Source organism: Novosphingobium sp. Fuku2-ISO-50, assembly GCF_001519055.1.
GTDB lineage: Bacteria > Pseudomonadota > Alphaproteobacteria > Sphingomonadales > Sphingomonadaceae > Novosphingobium.
In genome coordinates this window covers 320,832-336,996 of sequence record NZ_KQ954285.1, presented here as the reverse complement: position 1 = coordinate 336,996, position 16,165 = coordinate 320,832, and the positions used below count along the sequence as shown (strand labels likewise).

At 63.7% G+C, this 16,165-nt stretch carries 16 protein-coding genes and 1 tRNA gene; all 17 read left to right on the top strand.

The annotated features are described in order from the left end of the window. The first annotated feature begins 41 nt into the window (after nt 1-41). The 17 genes from uppS to AQZ50_RS01480 all read left to right on the top strand — a co-directional run bounded on the left by uppS (nt 42) and on the right by AQZ50_RS01480 (nt 16,114). Entirely contained in the window at nt 42-686 is a 645-nt protein-coding gene (gene uppS, locus AQZ50_RS01555; protein WP_067742349.1) for a polyprenyl diphosphate synthase, read from the top strand. Then, nucleotides 652-1,434 (top strand): phosphatidate cytidylyltransferase, encoded by a 783-nt coding sequence (locus AQZ50_RS01550; RefSeq protein WP_067741607.1) that lies wholly within the window; start codon nt 652-654, stop codon nt 1,432-1,434. The genes uppS and AQZ50_RS01550 overlap by 35 nt, the downstream gene beginning before the upstream one ends. 2 nt (nt 1,435-1,436) lie before the next feature. Continuing rightward, complete coding sequence (locus AQZ50_RS01545; protein WP_067741604.1) at nt 1,437-2,591, top strand: 1-deoxy-D-xylulose-5-phosphate reductoisomerase; 1,155 nt, start codon at nt 1,437-1,439, stop codon at nt 2,589-2,591. Between the two features lie 22 nt (nt 2,592-2,613). Further along, nucleotides 2,614-3,732, top strand: a complete 1,119-nt coding sequence (gene rseP, locus AQZ50_RS01540) for an RIP metalloprotease RseP (RefSeq protein WP_067741601.1) — start codon at nt 2,614-2,616, stop codon at nt 3,730-3,732. A 390-nt stretch (nt 3,733-4,122) separates the two neighbouring features. Beyond that, on the top strand, nt 4,123-7,023 hold the full coding sequence (bamA, locus tag AQZ50_RS01535) for an outer membrane protein assembly factor BamA (RefSeq protein ID WP_156427208.1): 2,901 nt from the start codon (nt 4,123-4,125) through the stop codon (nt 7,021-7,023). Then, nucleotides 7,023-7,718: an OmpH family outer membrane protein gene (locus AQZ50_RS01530; protein ID WP_067741595.1), complete on the top strand. Its 696-nt coding sequence runs from the start codon at nt 7,023-7,025 to the stop codon at nt 7,716-7,718. Before bamA ends, AQZ50_RS01530 begins: the two co-directional genes overlap by 1 nt. Before the next feature lie 7 nt (nt 7,719-7,725). Continuing rightward, the gene (gene fabZ, locus AQZ50_RS01525) at nt 7,726-8,205 is read left to right on the top strand and encodes a 3-hydroxyacyl-ACP dehydratase FabZ (protein ID WP_067741592.1); all 480 of its coding nucleotides are present in this window, start codon (nt 7,726-7,728) and stop codon (nt 8,203-8,205) included. Nucleotides 8,206-8,339: 134 nt separating this feature from the next. Then, a complete protein-coding gene (rpmE, locus tag AQZ50_RS01520) occupies nt 8,340-8,570 on the top strand; it encodes a 50S ribosomal protein L31 (RefSeq protein ID WP_067741589.1) in 231 nt (76 codons plus the stop codon). Nucleotides 8,571-8,724: 154 nt separating this feature from the next. Further along, nucleotides 8,725-8,801, top strand: a tRNA-His gene (locus AQZ50_RS01515). A gap of 243 nt (nt 8,802-9,044) precedes the next feature. Beyond that, nucleotides 9,045-9,773 carry a heme ABC transporter permease CcmC gene (gene ccmC, locus AQZ50_RS01510; RefSeq protein WP_067741586.1) on the top strand — a complete coding sequence of 243 codons (729 nt, stop codon included), beginning with the start codon at nt 9,045-9,047 and terminating at the stop codon, nt 9,771-9,773. A gap of 18 nt (nt 9,774-9,791) precedes the next feature. Then, a complete protein-coding gene (locus AQZ50_RS20700; protein WP_197412349.1) occupies nt 9,792-9,932 on the top strand; it encodes a hypothetical protein in 141 nt (46 codons plus the stop codon). After that, a complete protein-coding gene (ccmE, locus tag AQZ50_RS01505; protein WP_082703339.1) occupies nt 9,929-10,402 on the top strand; it encodes a cytochrome c maturation protein CcmE in 474 nt (157 codons plus the stop codon). The genes AQZ50_RS20700 and ccmE overlap by 4 nt, the downstream gene beginning before the upstream one ends. After that, a complete protein-coding gene (locus tag AQZ50_RS01500) occupies nt 10,399-12,363 on the top strand; it encodes a heme lyase CcmF/NrfE family subunit (RefSeq protein WP_067741584.1) in 1,965 nt (654 codons plus the stop codon). Before ccmE ends, AQZ50_RS01500 begins: the two co-directional genes overlap by 4 nt. Then, nucleotides 12,360-12,929: a DsbE family thiol:disulfide interchange protein gene (locus AQZ50_RS01495; protein WP_067741581.1), complete on the top strand. Its 570-nt coding sequence runs from the start codon at nt 12,360-12,362 to the stop codon at nt 12,927-12,929. The genes AQZ50_RS01500 and AQZ50_RS01495 overlap by 4 nt, the downstream gene beginning before the upstream one ends. Then, nucleotides 12,926-13,357, top strand: coding sequence for a cytochrome c-type biogenesis protein (locus AQZ50_RS01490; RefSeq protein WP_067741578.1), 432 nt, complete (start codon nt 12,926-12,928; stop codon nt 13,355-13,357). Before AQZ50_RS01495 ends, AQZ50_RS01490 begins: the two co-directional genes overlap by 4 nt. Further along, a complete protein-coding gene (locus AQZ50_RS01485; RefSeq protein ID WP_082703338.1) occupies nt 13,354-14,094 on the top strand; it encodes a tetratricopeptide repeat protein in 741 nt (246 codons plus the stop codon). Before AQZ50_RS01490 ends, AQZ50_RS01485 begins: the two co-directional genes overlap by 4 nt. Before the next feature lie 202 nt (nt 14,095-14,296). Further along, nucleotides 14,297-16,114: a potassium transporter Kup gene (locus AQZ50_RS01480; protein ID WP_067742343.1), complete on the top strand. Its 1,818-nt coding sequence runs from the start codon at nt 14,297-14,299 to the stop codon at nt 16,112-16,114. Nucleotides 16,115-16,165 lie beyond the last annotated feature (51 nt).

Here is a 16,165-nt window from a genome sequence, read left to right as displayed (position 1 = left end):
GCGGCAAGCGCGGGCATGAGCCCCGCCATGTCGCGATCATCATGGACGGCAATGGTCGCTGGGCCAAGCGTCGCCACCTGCCGCGCGTGCTGGGCCATCAGCGCGGCGTGGAGGCGGTGCGCCGCACCGTGCGCGCCGGGGTCGAACTGGGCCTGTCGGCGCTGACGCTCTATGCCTTTTCGACCGAGAACTGGCGCCGGCCCGAGGACGAGGTTTCGGCGTTGATGGGGCTGCTCAAGCGTTTCATCATGGCCGACCTCGAAGAGTTCGCGTCGAACAACATCCGACTCAAGATCATCGGCGACATCAGCGCCTTTGCCCCCGACATCATCGAGCTGATCGAACAGGCGCGCGCGCGCACTGCCGACAACACCGGCATGGTCATGGCGATCGCGCTCAATTACGGATCGCAGGACGAAATCGCCCGCGCCGCGCGCGCAGCAGCGGCCAAGGGGGAGATCACCCCCGAAACGATCTCGGCCGAGCTCGATACCGCCGATCTGCCGCCGCTCGATCTGATCATCCGCACCTCGGGCGAAGTGCGCCTGTCGAATTTCCTGATGTGGCAGGCGGCTTATGCCGAAATGCTGTTCCTCGATGTGCTGTGGCCCGATTTCGGGCGCGAGCATCTGGAAGAGGCGATGGCCGAATATGCACGACGGGAGCGACGTTTTGGCGGACGGTGATTCTGTCGTTGCCGCGAAGAAGCGGTCCGACCTGCCGGTGCGAGTCGCCTCGGCGGCGGTGATGCTGACGGTCGCGGGGGCTGCGTTCTGGCTGGGTGGCTGGGCGTTGATCGGTTTCATTGTCGCGATCGGTTTGGGCATATACGCCGAGTGGGCCGCTCTGGTTTTTGCCTTCGAGGCGCGTTTTGCAGTGCGCGCGATATGGCTGGCCGCTGGTCTGGTGTATATCGGGCTGGCTTGCTGCGCGGCTTTGCAATTGCTTGATCCGTCTCCTCGCGGATTGCTCCTTGTCGTCGGTAGCGTGATCGCGGTCGATGTCGGCGCCTATTTTGCGGGCCGCACATTCGGCGGGCCGAAGATTGCTCCGTCGATCAGCCCCTCCAAGACGTGGAGCGGCCTTGGTGGCGCAATCCTTGCTGCCAGTGCCGTCTATATGATGTATGTCTGGACGATATACCGGCATGAACTTGAGATCACGCGGTATGTCATTGCGCATTACGGCGCAGAGGTTGGAAACAAGACCAGCCCACAGTTCCATTGGTTGCTTGCAATCGTGCTTGGAACGGCGACGGCGGTTATCGCGCAATCGGGCGATTTTTTTGAAAGCTGGATGAAGCGCCGGGCAGGGGTCAAGGACTCCGGGCGATTGATCCCCGGGCATGGCGGGTTCTTTGACCGCGCAGACGGCCTGATGGCTGTGCTGTTTGCCAATGGCGTTGTCGCGCTGATCTGGTTTATGAGACCGTGACCATGCGTTCGCTGACCATCCTTGGCGCCACCGGCTCAATCGGCGCTTCGACGCTCGATCTGGTGCGGCGCAATCGCGATGCGTTTCGCATTGTCGCGCTGACCGGGCACAGCAATGTCGTCGCGCTCGCCGCGTTGGCGCGCGAATTCGCGGCGGAAATCGTGGTGATCGGCGATGAGGCGCGGTTGCCCGAATTGCGTGAGGCGCTCGCGGGCAGCGGCATTGTCGCGACCGGCGGTGCCCCGGCGCTGATCGAGGCGGCGCAGCGGCCTGCCGATGTGACCGTGGCGGCGATTGTCGGCTGCGCCGGGCTTGCCCCGACGATGGCAGCGATCGAACAGGGGCGCACGGTCGCGCTGGCCAACAAGGAAGCGCTCGTTTCGGCAGGCGCGGTGATGACGCGCGCGGTGGCGCAGCATGGCACCACGCTGCTGCCGATCGATTCGGAACACAATGCGATTTTCCAGTGTCTGGCGGGCAACGATCCCGCGCATGTGCGCTGGATCACGCTGACCGCGAGCGGCGGGCCGTTTCGCGATTGGGAATTCGGGCGGTTGGCCAAGGCGACTCCGGCCGAGGCGGTGCGCCATCCCAATTGGTCGATGGGCGCCAAGATCAGCGTCGATTCGGCGACGATGATGAACAAGGGCCTCGAATTCATCGAGGCCTGGCATCTGTTTCCGGTGGGCGTGGAGCGGCTGCGCATTCTCGTCCATCCGCAATCGATCGTCCATTCGATGGTCGAATATCGCGACGGGTCCACACTGGCGCAGCTTGGGCCTTCGGACATGCGCGTGCCGATCGCGTCGGCGCTGGCCTGGCCCGCGCGCATGGAAACGCCGTGCGAACCGCTTGATCTCGCCGAAATCGGGACTTTGACCTTTCGCCGCCCCGATGAAGTGCGCTTTCCGGCAACGCGACTGGCGCGTGAGGCGGTGGTTGCCGGCGGTGCGGCGGCGGCGGTGCTCAATGCTGCGAATGAAATTGCAGTCGCCGCGTTCCTTTCGGGACAGATTGGGTTCACCCAGATCGTGCAATGTTGCGAAGACGTGCTAGCCTATGGCCTGCCTTCGTCGCCGCAATGCCTCGAAGAGGTCGTCGCGGTCGATCTGGAGGCGCGCGCCAGGGCGCGCGAAGCCATGGAACTTGTGCCTTGATGGAGCTTTCCCTTTGACGGCGATGCATTCTCCCGGCCTGTTGATTACCCTCGTCGGTTTTGCCCTCGTGCTCGGGCCGCTCGTGTTCATCCATGAATTCGGACATTATCTGGCCGGACGGATGCTCGGCGTGCGCGCGGATGTCTTTTCGATCGGCTTTGGCAAGGAGCTGCTTGGCTGGACCGACCGGCGCGGCACACGGTGGAAACTGTCGGTGCTGCCGCTGGGCGGCTATGTCCAGTTTGCCGGTGACAGCAATCCCGCCGGGCAGCCGAGCGCGGAATGGCTTTCGCTGTCGGCCGATGAACGCGCCAGCACGTTGCAGGGCCGCGCCTTGTGGCAACGCGCGCTGATCGTCGTGGCGGGGCCGGTGACCAATCTCGTGCTCGCGGTGCTGATCCTGTCGGGGTTTGCCTTTGCTTATGGCACGATCATTGTGCCCCCGGTGATCGGGCTGGTCGCGCCGGGGACGGTGGCGGAAAAGGCCGGGCTGAAATCGGGCGACCGGATCGTGTCGCTCAATGGCGCGCCGATCGCGGGCTTTCTCGATATCCGCATGGCGGTCATGCAGCATCCCGGCGAGCGTATGGATGTGGTGCTCGATCGCGCCGGGCATCGCATGACGCTTGGCCTGACGCCGGCAAAGCGCGTCGAAACCGATCGCTTCGGCAACAGCCAGGCGAGCGGCTTTCTCGGCATTGCCCCGTCGCCTGCCTCGATCGAGCGTCGTCCGCTCGGCCCGATCGGCGCATTGGGCGAGGGCCTTTCCGAAACGCGCGACATCATCGGCATGACGATAACCGGGATTCAGCAGATCGTGACCGGTCGGCGCGACACGCGCGAACTGGGCGGGCCGATCAAGATCGCCAAGTATTCGGGCGAGCAACTCGTTTCGGGCTGGCAGAGCTTTGTCGGCTTTATCGCACTGATTTCGATTAACCTGGGGTTCATCAATCTCTTGCCAATCCCGGTGCTTGACGGCGGGCATCTCGCGCTGTTTCTGGCCGAGGCGATCCGCCGCAAGCCGATCAGCCTGCGTGCGCAGGAACTGGCCTTTGGCACCGGGCTCGCGCTGGTGGTGGCGCTGATGCTGTTCGTGACGTTCAACGATGTCAGTGCGCTCAAGCTGTTCGGAGGGTAAGAGCAAAGTCGCCCGTTATGAAAGACGCGCAGGCGTGATCCGCCCCCGGCGGCAAGCCGTTGGTCGGAAAACATGTCGGCGAGAGGTTCCCGGGGACAACTTTTCGGGGAATTTGCGTCGCAATGTCGATCGTTCGCGCCAAGCTTGCTTGCGCGATCCGTCGGCTTCGGGCAGAGGGCAGGCGGATCATGAGCTCGATCTGGTCAGGTGTGTGGCCGGCCTGGTGCGTGGTCTTGGTTTGGGGCCCCTGGGTCGTTGGTCATGGGATTGTCGTTGGCCATGGAAATGCGGCTCTCGCGTGTGGGCCGCTTGAATAGGACGGGATGGCGCTTGGTGATGATTGCAAGGAACGCGTGCCGGACCGCAGCTGGCCAGATGGGCATGACCGCCATGGTCGGTGTGCTTCTGGCAACCAGTTGCCTCGCCGCTTTGCCCGACAGCGCTTTGGCTGCGGCTGACGAAACGGCGCCGACCGCTGATCCGACTGCGGCGCCGACGCCCGCACCGGCAAAGCCGCGTGGCGGTGCGCTCCTGGCCAAGCACCGGACACCCAAGCCCAAGGCTGCCGCGCCTGCCGAGGCTGCACCTGCCAAGGCACAGGCTGCCGTTGATCAGCCTGCCGTCAATCAGCCCGCTGCCAAGGTCAAGGCGGCCAAGGCCAAGCCGGTCAAGGTCGCGCCCGCGAAAGTAGCGGCGGACGAAGCCGCGTCCGCAAAGCCGCTCCGTACCAGGCGTGCCGAGGCGGTGGCGCCCGCTGCCGCCAGGCCCGGCAAGTCGGTGCCGATTTCACTCGATGCCCCGGCGCCCGATGCGCCGCGTGCGCCTGCGGCCCCGGCAGAAGGTGTGCAGACGGTCCGGTCGATCACCATCGACGGTGCGCAGCGGCTCGAATCCGATACCATCCTGTCGTATATCCGCATGCATGTCGGCGATCGCTATACCCAGGCGGGCGCCGACCAGGTGCTCAAGGATCTGTTTGCGACCGAGCTGTTTTCCGACGTTCGCCTGCGCAACGATAACGGCGCGGTGGTGATCGAGGTCAAGGAAAACCCGGTCGTCAACCGGATCATCCTCGAAGGCAACAAGCGGCTGAAGGACGACAAGATCCTTCCCGAAATCAAGCTGGCGGCGCGCCAGATCTTTACCCGGTCGAAAGTCCGCGCCGATGTCACCCGGATCATCGAGCTCTACAAGCGCGAAGGCCGCTTTGCCGCCTCGGTCGAGCCGAAGATGGTGCTGCTCGACCAGAATCGCGTCGACATCGTGTTCGAAGTGACCGAAGGGCCCAAGTCCAAGGTCCGCCAGATCAACATCATCGGCGCGCACAAGTTTTCCGTCACCCAGTTGCGCACGGAAATGGTCACCAAGCAGTCGCGCTCGTTCCGCATTTTTTCGTCGGGTACGAGCTATGACCCCGATCGTCTCGCCTTTGACCAGCAAAAGCTGCGCCAGTTCTACCTGACGCAAGGCTATGCCGATTTCCGCGTCGTTTCGGCGGTCGCCGAACTGACCCCGGACAAGCGCGACTTCATCGTCACTTATGTGGTGGAAGAGGGCAAGCGCTACAAGTTTGGCGATGTGAAAGTCGAAAGCCAGCTGCGCGATTTCAACGGCGATCAGCTGGTCAAGCGACTGTCGATCCACAAGGACCAGTGGTACAACGCCAAGGCGGTCGAAGATACGGTCGACTCGCTGACCGAAACGGTCGGCAGCTTTGGCTATGCCTTCGCCGATGTGCGCCCCGACTTTCAGCGCAACAAGGACAACCTGACGATGTCGGTTACCTTCCGCATTGCGGAAGTGCCGCGCGTCTATGTCGAGCGCATCGATGTCAACGGCAACACGCTGACCGAAGACAAAGTCGTGCGCCGCGAATTCCGCCTGAGCGAAGGCGATGCGTTCAATTCGTATCAGATCAAGCGTTCGTCAAACCGCATCAAGTCGCTGGGCTATTTCCAGGAAAAGTTCGAAATCGAGCAGAAGCCGGGCAGTACCGCCGACCGCGTTGCGCTCGAAGCCAATCTGGAAGAAAAGCCGACCGGTCAGTTGCAGCTTTCGGCGGGCTATTCCAGCCTTGAAAGCTTCATCTTTCAGGCCTCGATCCAGCAGAACAATTTCCGTGGCCGCGGTGAAACGATCGGCACGACTTTCAACTATTCGGCCTATTCCAAGGCGGTCCAGCTCAATTTCACAGAGCCCTATGTTTCGGACAAGAACGTTTCGTTGGGCGTCGATGTCTATCGCCGCGATTCGTCGAGCTTCAACTACTACGGCACCAACCGCAACACGACGTACCAGCAGAACACCACCGGTTTCCAGGTGCGTGCGGGTGTGCCGCTGACCGAATACAGCTCGCTGATCGCGCGCTATACGCTCAATTACGAGCAGGTCACGCTCGACCAGGCGACGTATTACATCAACGGGCAGTGCTCGGTTTACCTCGCCGGGCAATATCTGTGCGACGCGATCGGGGATCGGACCAGTTCGATCATCGGCGCGTCCTATGTCTATGACACGCTCGATAACCGCATGCACCCGACCAAGGGGACGACCTTCATCCTTGGCGGCGATGTGGCGGGGCTGGGCGGGTCGGTCAAATATGCTCGTGCGACGGTCAATGCCTCGCACTATATCCCGGTGGGCCACGGCTTCATCTTTTCGCTGAGGGGCGAGGCCGGGGCGATCCATGCGCTCGAAAACAATGCGCCCAACAGCTACGAAGATCCAGTTCGTCTGACCGACCGTTTCTTCCTTGGCGAACCGCAGATGCGCGGTTTCGACATTCGCGGCGTCGGCCCCCGCGTGTTGCGCAAGTACTATACCAACCCCAGTGCGGTTGGCAGCAGTGCGGTGATTAACGAAGACAAAAACAGCTGGGTCAATGATGCGCTCGGCGGCAAGTATTACTATCTCGGCCATGCCGAAATGGAAATTCCGCTCGGTGCGGGTGCGCGTGAACTCGGCCTGCGGCCCTCGATCTTCATGGACGCGGGCGCTGTGTGGGGGGTGACCTCGCCGCAGACGGTCGGGACCACGACCCTCTATACCGACGCCGTTACCGGGAAATACACGACCAACGCGACGGCTTCGAACGGCACCGCGAACGCGATCGCCCAGAAGTTCGTGGAAGAATTCGTGGGCAACAGCCCGCGGCCGCGTGTCTCGATCGGGGTCGGGGTGAACTGGAACTCACCGTTCGGTCCATTCCGTATCGATATCGCCAAGGCCCTGACCTCGGTCTATGGCGACACACTCAAGACGTTCAGCTTCAACGTGGGAACCCAGTTCTGATGCAACTCCGTCATGTGTCCACCGCGCTGGTCGCGGGTCTTTCGCTTGCCGCTGCTCCTGCGGCTTTTGCCCAGACTGCCGGGGGCATTGTCGTCCCGGGTCTTGGCGTCGCCAACCAGCCGGCAGTGGTCGGCTCTTCGAACGCCTACAAGGCGGCGATGCAGCAGCTGCCGACGGCCTACAAGGCGCAGATCGATCAGGCCAATACGCGCAAGGTCCAGCTCCAGGCCCAGCTCAAGCCGATGTACGAAAAGCTTGATGCCGATGCCAAGGGCGGCAAGACCGACCGTGCCGCGCTTCAGGCCGAATACGCCCAGATCGAACAGATCCAGCAAGCCGGCGAGCACGAGTTGCAGCAGATCGTCGAGCCGGTGAATCTGGCGCGCCAGTATGTGCTCGAACAGATCGGCGACAAGCTTGATGCCGCGACCCAGGCCGCGATGACCAAGCGCAAGATCACCGTCGTGCTCGATGCGCAGTCGGTGCTCAAGGCCGATCAGGCCTATAACCTCAACCAGGACATCCTCGATCAGCTCAATCTGATCGTGCCGTCGGTTGGCGTGACCCCGCCCGCCGGTTGGCTGCCGCGCCAGCAGCGCGAACAGCAGGCGCAGCAGCAGGCCGCCGCCGCCGCCGAAGCCGCGCAGGCCGGTGCCGCCGCGCCCGCGAACAAGAAGTCGCCGCAGGGCCGTTGATCGTTCGATGACCGATACGCAAGCAGGCGAAGCGTCGGCGGTAGCCCCGCTGGCCTTCGATATAACCCGGGTGATGGCGGCGCTGCCGCACCGCTACCCCTTGTTGCTGGTCGACCGTGTGGTTGAACTCGTCGTTGGCGAGCGCATTCACGCGGTCAAGGCCGTCAGCATGAACGAGCAGTTCTTTCAGGGGCATTTCCCGGGACGCCCGATCATGCCCGGCGTGCTCCAGATCGAGGCGCTGGCCCAGGCGGCGGGTGTGCTCGCGGTCGAATCGCTCGGCCTCGCCGGGACGGGCAAGCTGGTCTATTTCATGGCCATCGAAGAGGCGAAGTTTCGCACCCCCGTGCTGCCCGGCTGCTTGCTCGACCTTCATGTCGAATTCACGCAGAAGCGGGCGCGGGTCTGCAAGTTTGCGGGCAAGGCGATGCTGGGTGACAAGATCGCCACCGAGTGCAGCTTTACCGCGATGATCGCCGACGCCTGATGTTGGGTCGCGCTTGCGGGCGGTCTGTCCGTAAGACAAAGACTCATCTCGACATTGCGGCCGCATTCCGTTAGGGGCGCCGCTTCGCATTTCCTGCGGCCGGTCGGAACCGGACGCGCCACGGAGCAGTTGTCATGAAGGCCAATATCCACCCCGACTATCACTTCATCAATGTCCAGATGACCGATGGCACCGTTTTCCAGACCCGTTCGACCTGGGGCAAGGAAGGCGACACGCTGGCGCTCGACATCGATCCGACGTCGCACCCGGCGTGGACTGGCGGCAGCGGTCGCCTGCTCGATCAGGGGGGCCGCGTGGCGCAGTTCAACAAGCGCTTTGGCGGGCTCAGCCTCAAGAAGAGCTGATCCGGCTACCCGGATCAATGGAAAAGGCGGCCGTTGGCCGCCTTTTTTGTTGCATGATCAAAGGGATGGCGAAGAATTCAGACAATTTTGCGCTTTCCTTGGCATTTTTCCCTTTTCATTTCGCCGCCACTTCTGCAAAGGGGCGCCTCTCGTGGCGATCATAGCTCAGTTGGTTAGAGCGCCGGTTTGTGGTACCGGAGGTCGTGGGTTCGAACCCCATTGGTCGCCCCATTTTCCCTTTTGCATTCCTCCACGCCGCTGCTAGGCCACGCGCTGCTGCGTGCGCCTGTTCGCCAGCCTCCTTGTTGCCGGCCTCCTTGTTGCCAGCCTCCTTGTTGGGCGTTCGGCGTGTCCCCCTTTTTGGCGGGTCGCGTTTTGATCTGGCCCGTTGTACGGCTGATCCGACTTGTGGCAGGGCGCAGCTCTGCGAGCGGGCCAAAGCAGGCTCGCCAATCGGGGACTTGTGGCGTTTACATGCACGGTTTTGCCAATCCTGCCCGTTTCCTGCGCATGGCGCGCTGGCTCCTGCCGCTGCTGCTGGTGCCGGGGCTGGTGCTTTCGCTGGGCGCACTCGCCTGGGGAATCGCTTTTGCGCCGCCCGATCATCTGATGGGCGTGACCGTAAAAATCCTGTTCATTCATGTGCCCTGCGTGTGGCTCGGTATGGCCGGTTGGTCGACGATCGCCGTGTCGAGCATTGCCGAGCTGGTCTGGCGCCATCCGCTGGCGGGAATCGCGGCACGTGCGGCGGCTGTGCCGGGCGCGGTGTTTACGGCGCTGGGGCTGGCGACAGGGTCGATCTGGGGGCGTCCCACATGGGGGACATGGTGGGTGTGGGATGGTCGGTTGACCAGCTTTCTCGTGCTGCTGTTTCTCTATTTCGGGTATATCGCTCTGGCCGATGCGGCGCAGCGTGATGCGGCAAGCGGCGGCAGTGCCGGGCGGGTCACGGCCATTTTCGGTCTGGTCGGTGCGATCAATATCCCGATCATCAATCGTTCGGTGGTGTGGTGGAACAGTCTGCATCAGCCGCCTTCGATCACGCTGGGCCGTTCGGCGATCGACGGCACCTATCTTTGGCCGCTGCTGTTGGGCGCGCTGGGTTTTTCGCTGGTGTTCGGGGCGGTGGTGATCGCCCGGATGCGCATGTTGCTCGCCGAAATCCAGACCGAGGCGCGCCTTCGCCGCAAGGCGCTCGGTTGAACAAGAAAATTGGGATCCATGCACGAGAGGCTTGATCAGTGGGAATATGTCTGGGCGGCGCTGGCGATCGGCGTGGTCGGCATGCTGGCGATGGTGAGCTGGTCGCTCATCGCGATGATCCGCGCCGAACGGCGACGCGATAAGGTGCGACGCAAATGAACTCTGAAACGGTGCGGTCGCCGATGATCAAGCCCAAACACCAGCGGCTCGTGCTGGTGATGCTGGCGCTGGCTGCGCTGGTCGGTGCCGGGCTGCTTGCGGCCTGGGCGCTCAGCCGTCAGGCGAGCTATTTTTACATTCCGAGCGAAATCGCCGCGCACGCGCCCGAACAGGGCCGGGCGATTCGGTTGGGCGGGATGGTGCAAAAGGGCTCGATCAAGACCATGCCCGACGGGATCACCATCCATTTCACGGTGACCGACGGCAAGGCGCAAGTTCCGGTGCGGTTTTCCGGGATCACGCCCGATCTGTTTGTCGAAGGGTCCGGCGTCGTTGCCGAAGGGCGGATGGAAGGGGCGACATTTGTCGCTGACAACCTGCTTGCCAAGCATGACGAGAAATACGTCCCGCGCGAAATGAAAGACATGGTTTCCGCGCGGTCCAAGCAAGGGATGGCCCAAACGAAATGATCGCGGAACTGGGTCTGGCCGTCTTGTGGATGGCGGCAGCGCTGGCAGCGTTGCAACTTGTCGCGGGCGCGCTCGCGCTCAGGCCCGAAGGCGGGCAACTCGGCGGTCTGGTGCGTCCGGTGGCGGTGATGCAGGGTGTGCTGGTACTGATCGCCTTTGCTGCGCTCGTCTGGCTGTTCGTGACTACCGATCTGTCGGTCAAACTGGTCGTCGAAAACAGCCATTCGGCCAAGCCGCTGATTTTCAAGATCGCCGGAACCTGGGGCAACCATGAAGGCTCGATGCTGCTGTGGGTGACGATCATGGCGGTTGCGGGCGCGTTCGTGGCAGTGATCGAGCGGCGGCTTGATGAGCGCACGCTGATCGCGACATTGGGCGGTCAGGCGTTCATCAGCCTTGGTTTCTATGCCTTTTTGTTGTTTGCGTCGAACCCGTTTGCCCGGCTTGCGCAACCCGCCGAGGAAGGGCAGGGGCTCAACCCGCTGTTGCAGGACATCGGCCTCGCGTTTCATCCGCCCACGCTTTACGTCGGCTATGTCGGGCTTTCGATTGCTTTTTCATTCGCCATCGGCGCCCTGATTACGCGCAATGTCGGGCCGGCCTTTGCCCGCGCGATGCGCCCGTGGGTGCTCGGCGCCTGGATATTCCTGACGCTGGGGATCACGGCGGGGTCGTATTGGGCCTATTACACGCTCGGCTGGGGCGGCTGGTGGTTCTGGGATCCGGTGGAAAACGCCTCGCTGATGCCGTGGCTGGCGGCGACCGCGCTGCTTCATTCGGTTTCGGTGCTGCAAAGCCGCGACGCCTTGCGCGCCTGGACGGTGATGCTGGGCGTGCTGGCCTTTTCGATGTCGATGGTCGGCACGTTCCTCGTGCGCTCGGGCATCTTGACGTCGGTTCATGCTTTTGCTGTCGATCCGCAGCGCGGTGCGTTCATCCTGGCCCTGCTGGCGATCGACATCGGCGGGGCGCTGGCGCTGTTTACGCTGCGCGTGTCGACCGTGACCGAAGGCGCGCGGTTTTCCCTGCTCAGTCGCGAGGCGAGCCTTGTCTTCAACAATGTCATGCTGTGCGGCATTCTCGGCATTGTCCTGATCGGCACGCTCTATCCGCTGATGACCGAGGCTTATGGGGTCAAGGTTTCGGTCGGGCCGCCCTATTTCAACCCGGTTTCGGCGATCTTTGCCTTTCCGATGCTGGTGGTCATGGCGATCGGGCCGCTCTTGCGCTGGCGCCGCGACCGGTTGACCGGGGACCGCGCCGCGCGCGTGACCTGGCCGCTGGCGGTGTGCGCCGCGCTGGCACTGGCCGTCTTTGTCGGGGTCGAGACTCTGGCCCATCATATCACGTTGCTTCCGGCGCTGGGGCTGGCCTTGGCGAGCGGGTTGTTTCCGGCGAGCTTCCTGCCGCTGGTCGGGCGCAATCTGCGGCGCACGCCGTTGCCGGTCTGGGGCATGGTCGTGGCGCATGCGGGGATCGCCGTCTCGCTGTTCGGCATGGCCAGCGAAAGCGCCTTTTCGGTCGAGCGGTTGGCGGCCCTGACGATCGGCGAATCGCGCGATGTCGGGCCCTGGCAAGTCCGGCTCGATGGGATGATGCCGGTGGCCGGGCCCAACTGGACCGCGCTGCAGGCGAGCGTTTCGACGCGCTATGCCGGGGCTGCGCCGACCGTGCTGCACCCGATGGCGGAAACATTCACCAACCCGCCGGGTACGCGCAACGAATCCGCGCTGCAGACTCGCTGGAACGGACAGCTTTACGTCGTGCTGGGCGAACAGGCGCAGGACGGACGTTGGCAGATGCGGTTCTGGTGGAAGCCGTTTGTGCCGCTGATCTGGGCGGGCGGGGCGATGGTCGGGCTGGGCGGCTTGCTCGCGCTGCTGGGCCGTGTGATGAGCGATCTGCGCCGCCTGATTGCCAAGGACAAGATCGCCTATAGACGCACGAGGCAGGGTCGATGAGCGACAACACCGAAAAACCGCGCAACCGGTTGGCGCTGTGGCTGCCGCTGGCGATATTTGGCGGCCTGTTTGCGCTGTTTGTGCATGGGCTGATGCGTCCGGCAGACAACAATGTGCCCAGCACTTTTGTCGGCAATCCGCTGCCGCAGTTCGATTTGCCCGCGGCGGCGGCCGATCGTCCGGGGCTGGCGACGAGCGCGTTTCGCACCGGCAAGCCGCGGCTGCTCAATGTCTTTGCCAGCTGGTGCGTGCCGTGCGCTGCCGAAGCGCCGCAACTGGCCGCGCTGGCGCAGGCCGGGGTGGATGTAGAGGGGGTGGCGATCCATGATCGTCCCGAGGATCTCGCCCGGTTCCTTGCCAACAACGGCAATCCCTATGCCGCGATCGGCCGCGACGACAAACGCGTGGTGCAGATCGCGATCGGCTCGTCGGGCGTGCCCGAGACGTATGTGATCGATGGCCAGGGCGTGATCCGCTATCAGCATATCGGCGACATTCGGGCCGATGATGTGCCGATGCTGCTCGGCAAGCTGAAAGAGGCGGCATCGAAAGGCGCCGGATCATGAGAGTCGCGTTCCTTGCCGCCATGATGCTCGTCGTTGCCGTGCCGGTCGCCGCGCAGCAGGAGGTGCCGCCCGCGCCCTTCGCCTATCGTCAGTTGCCCGATCCCGATCAGGAAGCGAAGGCCAAGGCGCTGATGGTCACGCTGCGCTGCGTGATGTGCCAGAGCCAGTCGATCGCCGATTCCGACGCGCCGATTGCGGGCGACATGCGCAGCGAAGTGCGCACGCGGATCGCGGCGGGCGAAGATCCCGAACATATCCGCCAGTGGCTGATTGCGCGCTATGGCGATTATGTGACCTATACGCCGCAGATAAAGCCGATCACCTGGCCGCTGTTCGCCGCGCCGGTGATCATTCTGGCGCTGGCCGCGCTGCTCTTGCGCGGGCGTTTCAAGCGCGGCGAGCGGATCGATACGGGAGAGCAGGCATGACCTGGGTACTGATCCTCGGGCTTGCCGCGGTCGTCTTTGCGGTGCTCGTCTTCGTGCTGAAAGTGCCGCGCGCGACTTGGGAAATTGCCGGAGCCGCGCTGTTGTTCGGCCTTGCCGGCTATGCTGTGCAAGGGCACGCGAGCCTGCCCGGCGCGCCCAAGGCGCCGGTCGAGGACCAGCGCGCCGCCGATGCCACGCTTTTGCGCCAGCGACAGCAGATGGGCGACAAATTCGGCGAGGGGCAATCGTGGCTGGTCGTGGCCGACGCGCTTTCGCGTGAGGGGCAATTCCGCGCCGCGGCCGATTTCCTTGGCCGGGCGGTCGCGCAGCATCCCGATGATGCCGATCTGTGGGTCGCGCTGGGCAATGCGCTGATCGGACACAGCGACGGCATGATCACGCCTGCGGCGCAATTCGCCTTGCGCCGCGCGGCAAAGCTGAACCCGGATCATCCCGGCCCGCCGTTCTTCATGGGATTGGCGCTGGCGCAATCGGGGCATCTGGTCGAAGCGCGCGCGATGTGGGCCGACTTGCTCAAGCGATCGCCGCCCAATGCGCCGTTTCGCGGCGATCTCGTCGCGCGGCTGGCGCGGCTCGATCAATTGATCGCGATGAGCGAGGGCAAGGCGGCGCCAAGCGCCGCGCCCGGCGATGGCGTGCCCGCCGATGGCGCGCCCGGCGATGGCGTGCCCGCCGATGCCGTTCCGGCCGATAGCGGTTCTGCCGGAGCGCGTTGAGGCCCCATTGCCCGTGCATCAGGGCGATGCTAAAGCGCCTGGCCGCCGGGACAGGATCCCGTTTCCCGGCGCAACAGGCCGGGGGCCGGGTATCATGAGCACGAATCCAGGCGCGGTCCTCGAATCCGGCGAAGTCCGGGGCGTACAACGACCCATCGGCGAAGGCGGCGGCGGCGCGATGGCCCGGCTGGCGGTCGGCGCGATGGGCGTCGTGTTTGGCGATATCGGCACCAGCCCGCTCTATGCCTTGCGCGATACGTTTGCCGGGCGGCATCGCTTGCCGCTCGATTCGCTGCATATCCACGGCATTGTCAGCCTGATGTTCTGGTCGATGCTGATCATGGTCACGCTGAAATACGTGATCGTGATGATGCGCGCCGACAATCGCGGCGAAGGGGGCAGCCTGGCGCTGCTCGCGCTGATCAACCGCGAAGCCACCGAAAAGCGCTGGGGGCGCGGGGTGATCGTGCTCGGGGTGTTTGCCACGGCGATGTTCTATGGCGATGCGATGATCACGCCGGCGGTCTCGGTGATGGGCGCGATCGAAGGGGTCGCGGTCTATCGCCCCGAATTGCATTATGCCGTGGTGCCGCTGGTGGTGCTGATCCTGATTGTGCTGTTCCTGTTGCAATCGCGCGGCACGGCGCGGCTGGCGTCGTTCTTCGGCCCGATCATGCTGGTCTATTTCGCGACGATCGCGGTGCTCGGGGTCATCAGCATGGCCAGCCATCCGCAAGTTCTGGCGGCGTTGTCGCCGCATTATGCGGTGGTGATGTTCGTCGCCGATCCCTGGCGCGGGTTCCTCGCGATGGGCGCGGCGGTTCTCGCGGTTACCGGGGCCGAGGCGCTGTATGCCGACATGGGCCATTTCGGGCGGACGCCGATCCGGCTGTCGTGGCTGACGGTCGTGTTGCCGGCGCTGGTGCTCAATTATCTGGGGCAGGCGGCGCTGCTGTTGCGCCAGCATGAGGCGCTCGAGAGCCCGTTTTTCCTGCTGGCGCCGCACTGGTTTCAATGGCCTTTGCTGATTCTCGCCAGTCTGGCGGCGATCATCGCGTCGCAGGCGGTGATTTCGGGCGTGTTTTCGGTGACGCAACAGGCGATCCAGCTTGGTTTCATCCCGCGCATGACGATCCGTCATACCAGTCTTGCCGCCGGGCAGATCTATATCCCGGCGATCAATCAGGCCTTGCTGGTCGCGGTGATCGTGCTGGTTCTGGTGTTCCAGCGTTCGACCAACCTGACCGCGACGTATGGCGTTGCGGTGACGGCGGCGATGCTGATCGACAACGTGCTGCTCGCAGTGGTGCTGTTCCGGCTGTGGCATTGGAAGCCGATCTTTGCGGTCCCCCTGCTGACGTTGTTCTTCGTGGTCGACGCGGTCTATCTTGCCGCCAATCTGACCAAAGTGCCCGATGGCGGCTGGGTGCCGCTGGCGATGGGGGTGGTGGTGTTCGTCCTCCTGACCACCTGGTCGCGCGGGCGTGTGCTGATGCGCAAGACCATGGCGGCGAGCGGCATTCCGCTCGAAGTCTTTGCCAAGTCCGCCCATGCCAGCGCGATTCGCGTCCCCGGGACGGCGGTGTTCATGGCCTCTGCCTCGGCGGGCGTGCCCTCGGCGCTGTTGCACAACATGAAGCACAACAAGGTCTTGCACGAACGCATCGTGCTGATGACGGTACAGATCGAGGATACCCCGTTTGTCGATCCGGAAACCCGCGCGGCGGTGCGCGATTTCGGCAACGGGTTCTATCGTCTGAAGCTGCGCTTTGGCTTTCTGGAGGAAACCGACGTGCCCGCCGCGCTCAAGGGGCTGACTCTGGGCGGCGAACCGTTCGACATGATGCGCACCAGCTTCTTCCTGTCGCGCCAGACGCTGCTGGCGTCCGACACGCCGGGCATGGCGGTGTGGCGCGAGAAACTGTTTTCATGGATGTTGCGCAACGCCGCCAGCGCGATGGAATTCTTCCGCCTGCCGACCAACCGCGTCGTCGAACTGGGCAGCCAGATCAAGATCTAGGCAGATCGAGATTTAGGCAGATCAAGATTTAGGCAGAGCAGGATTGCAGCG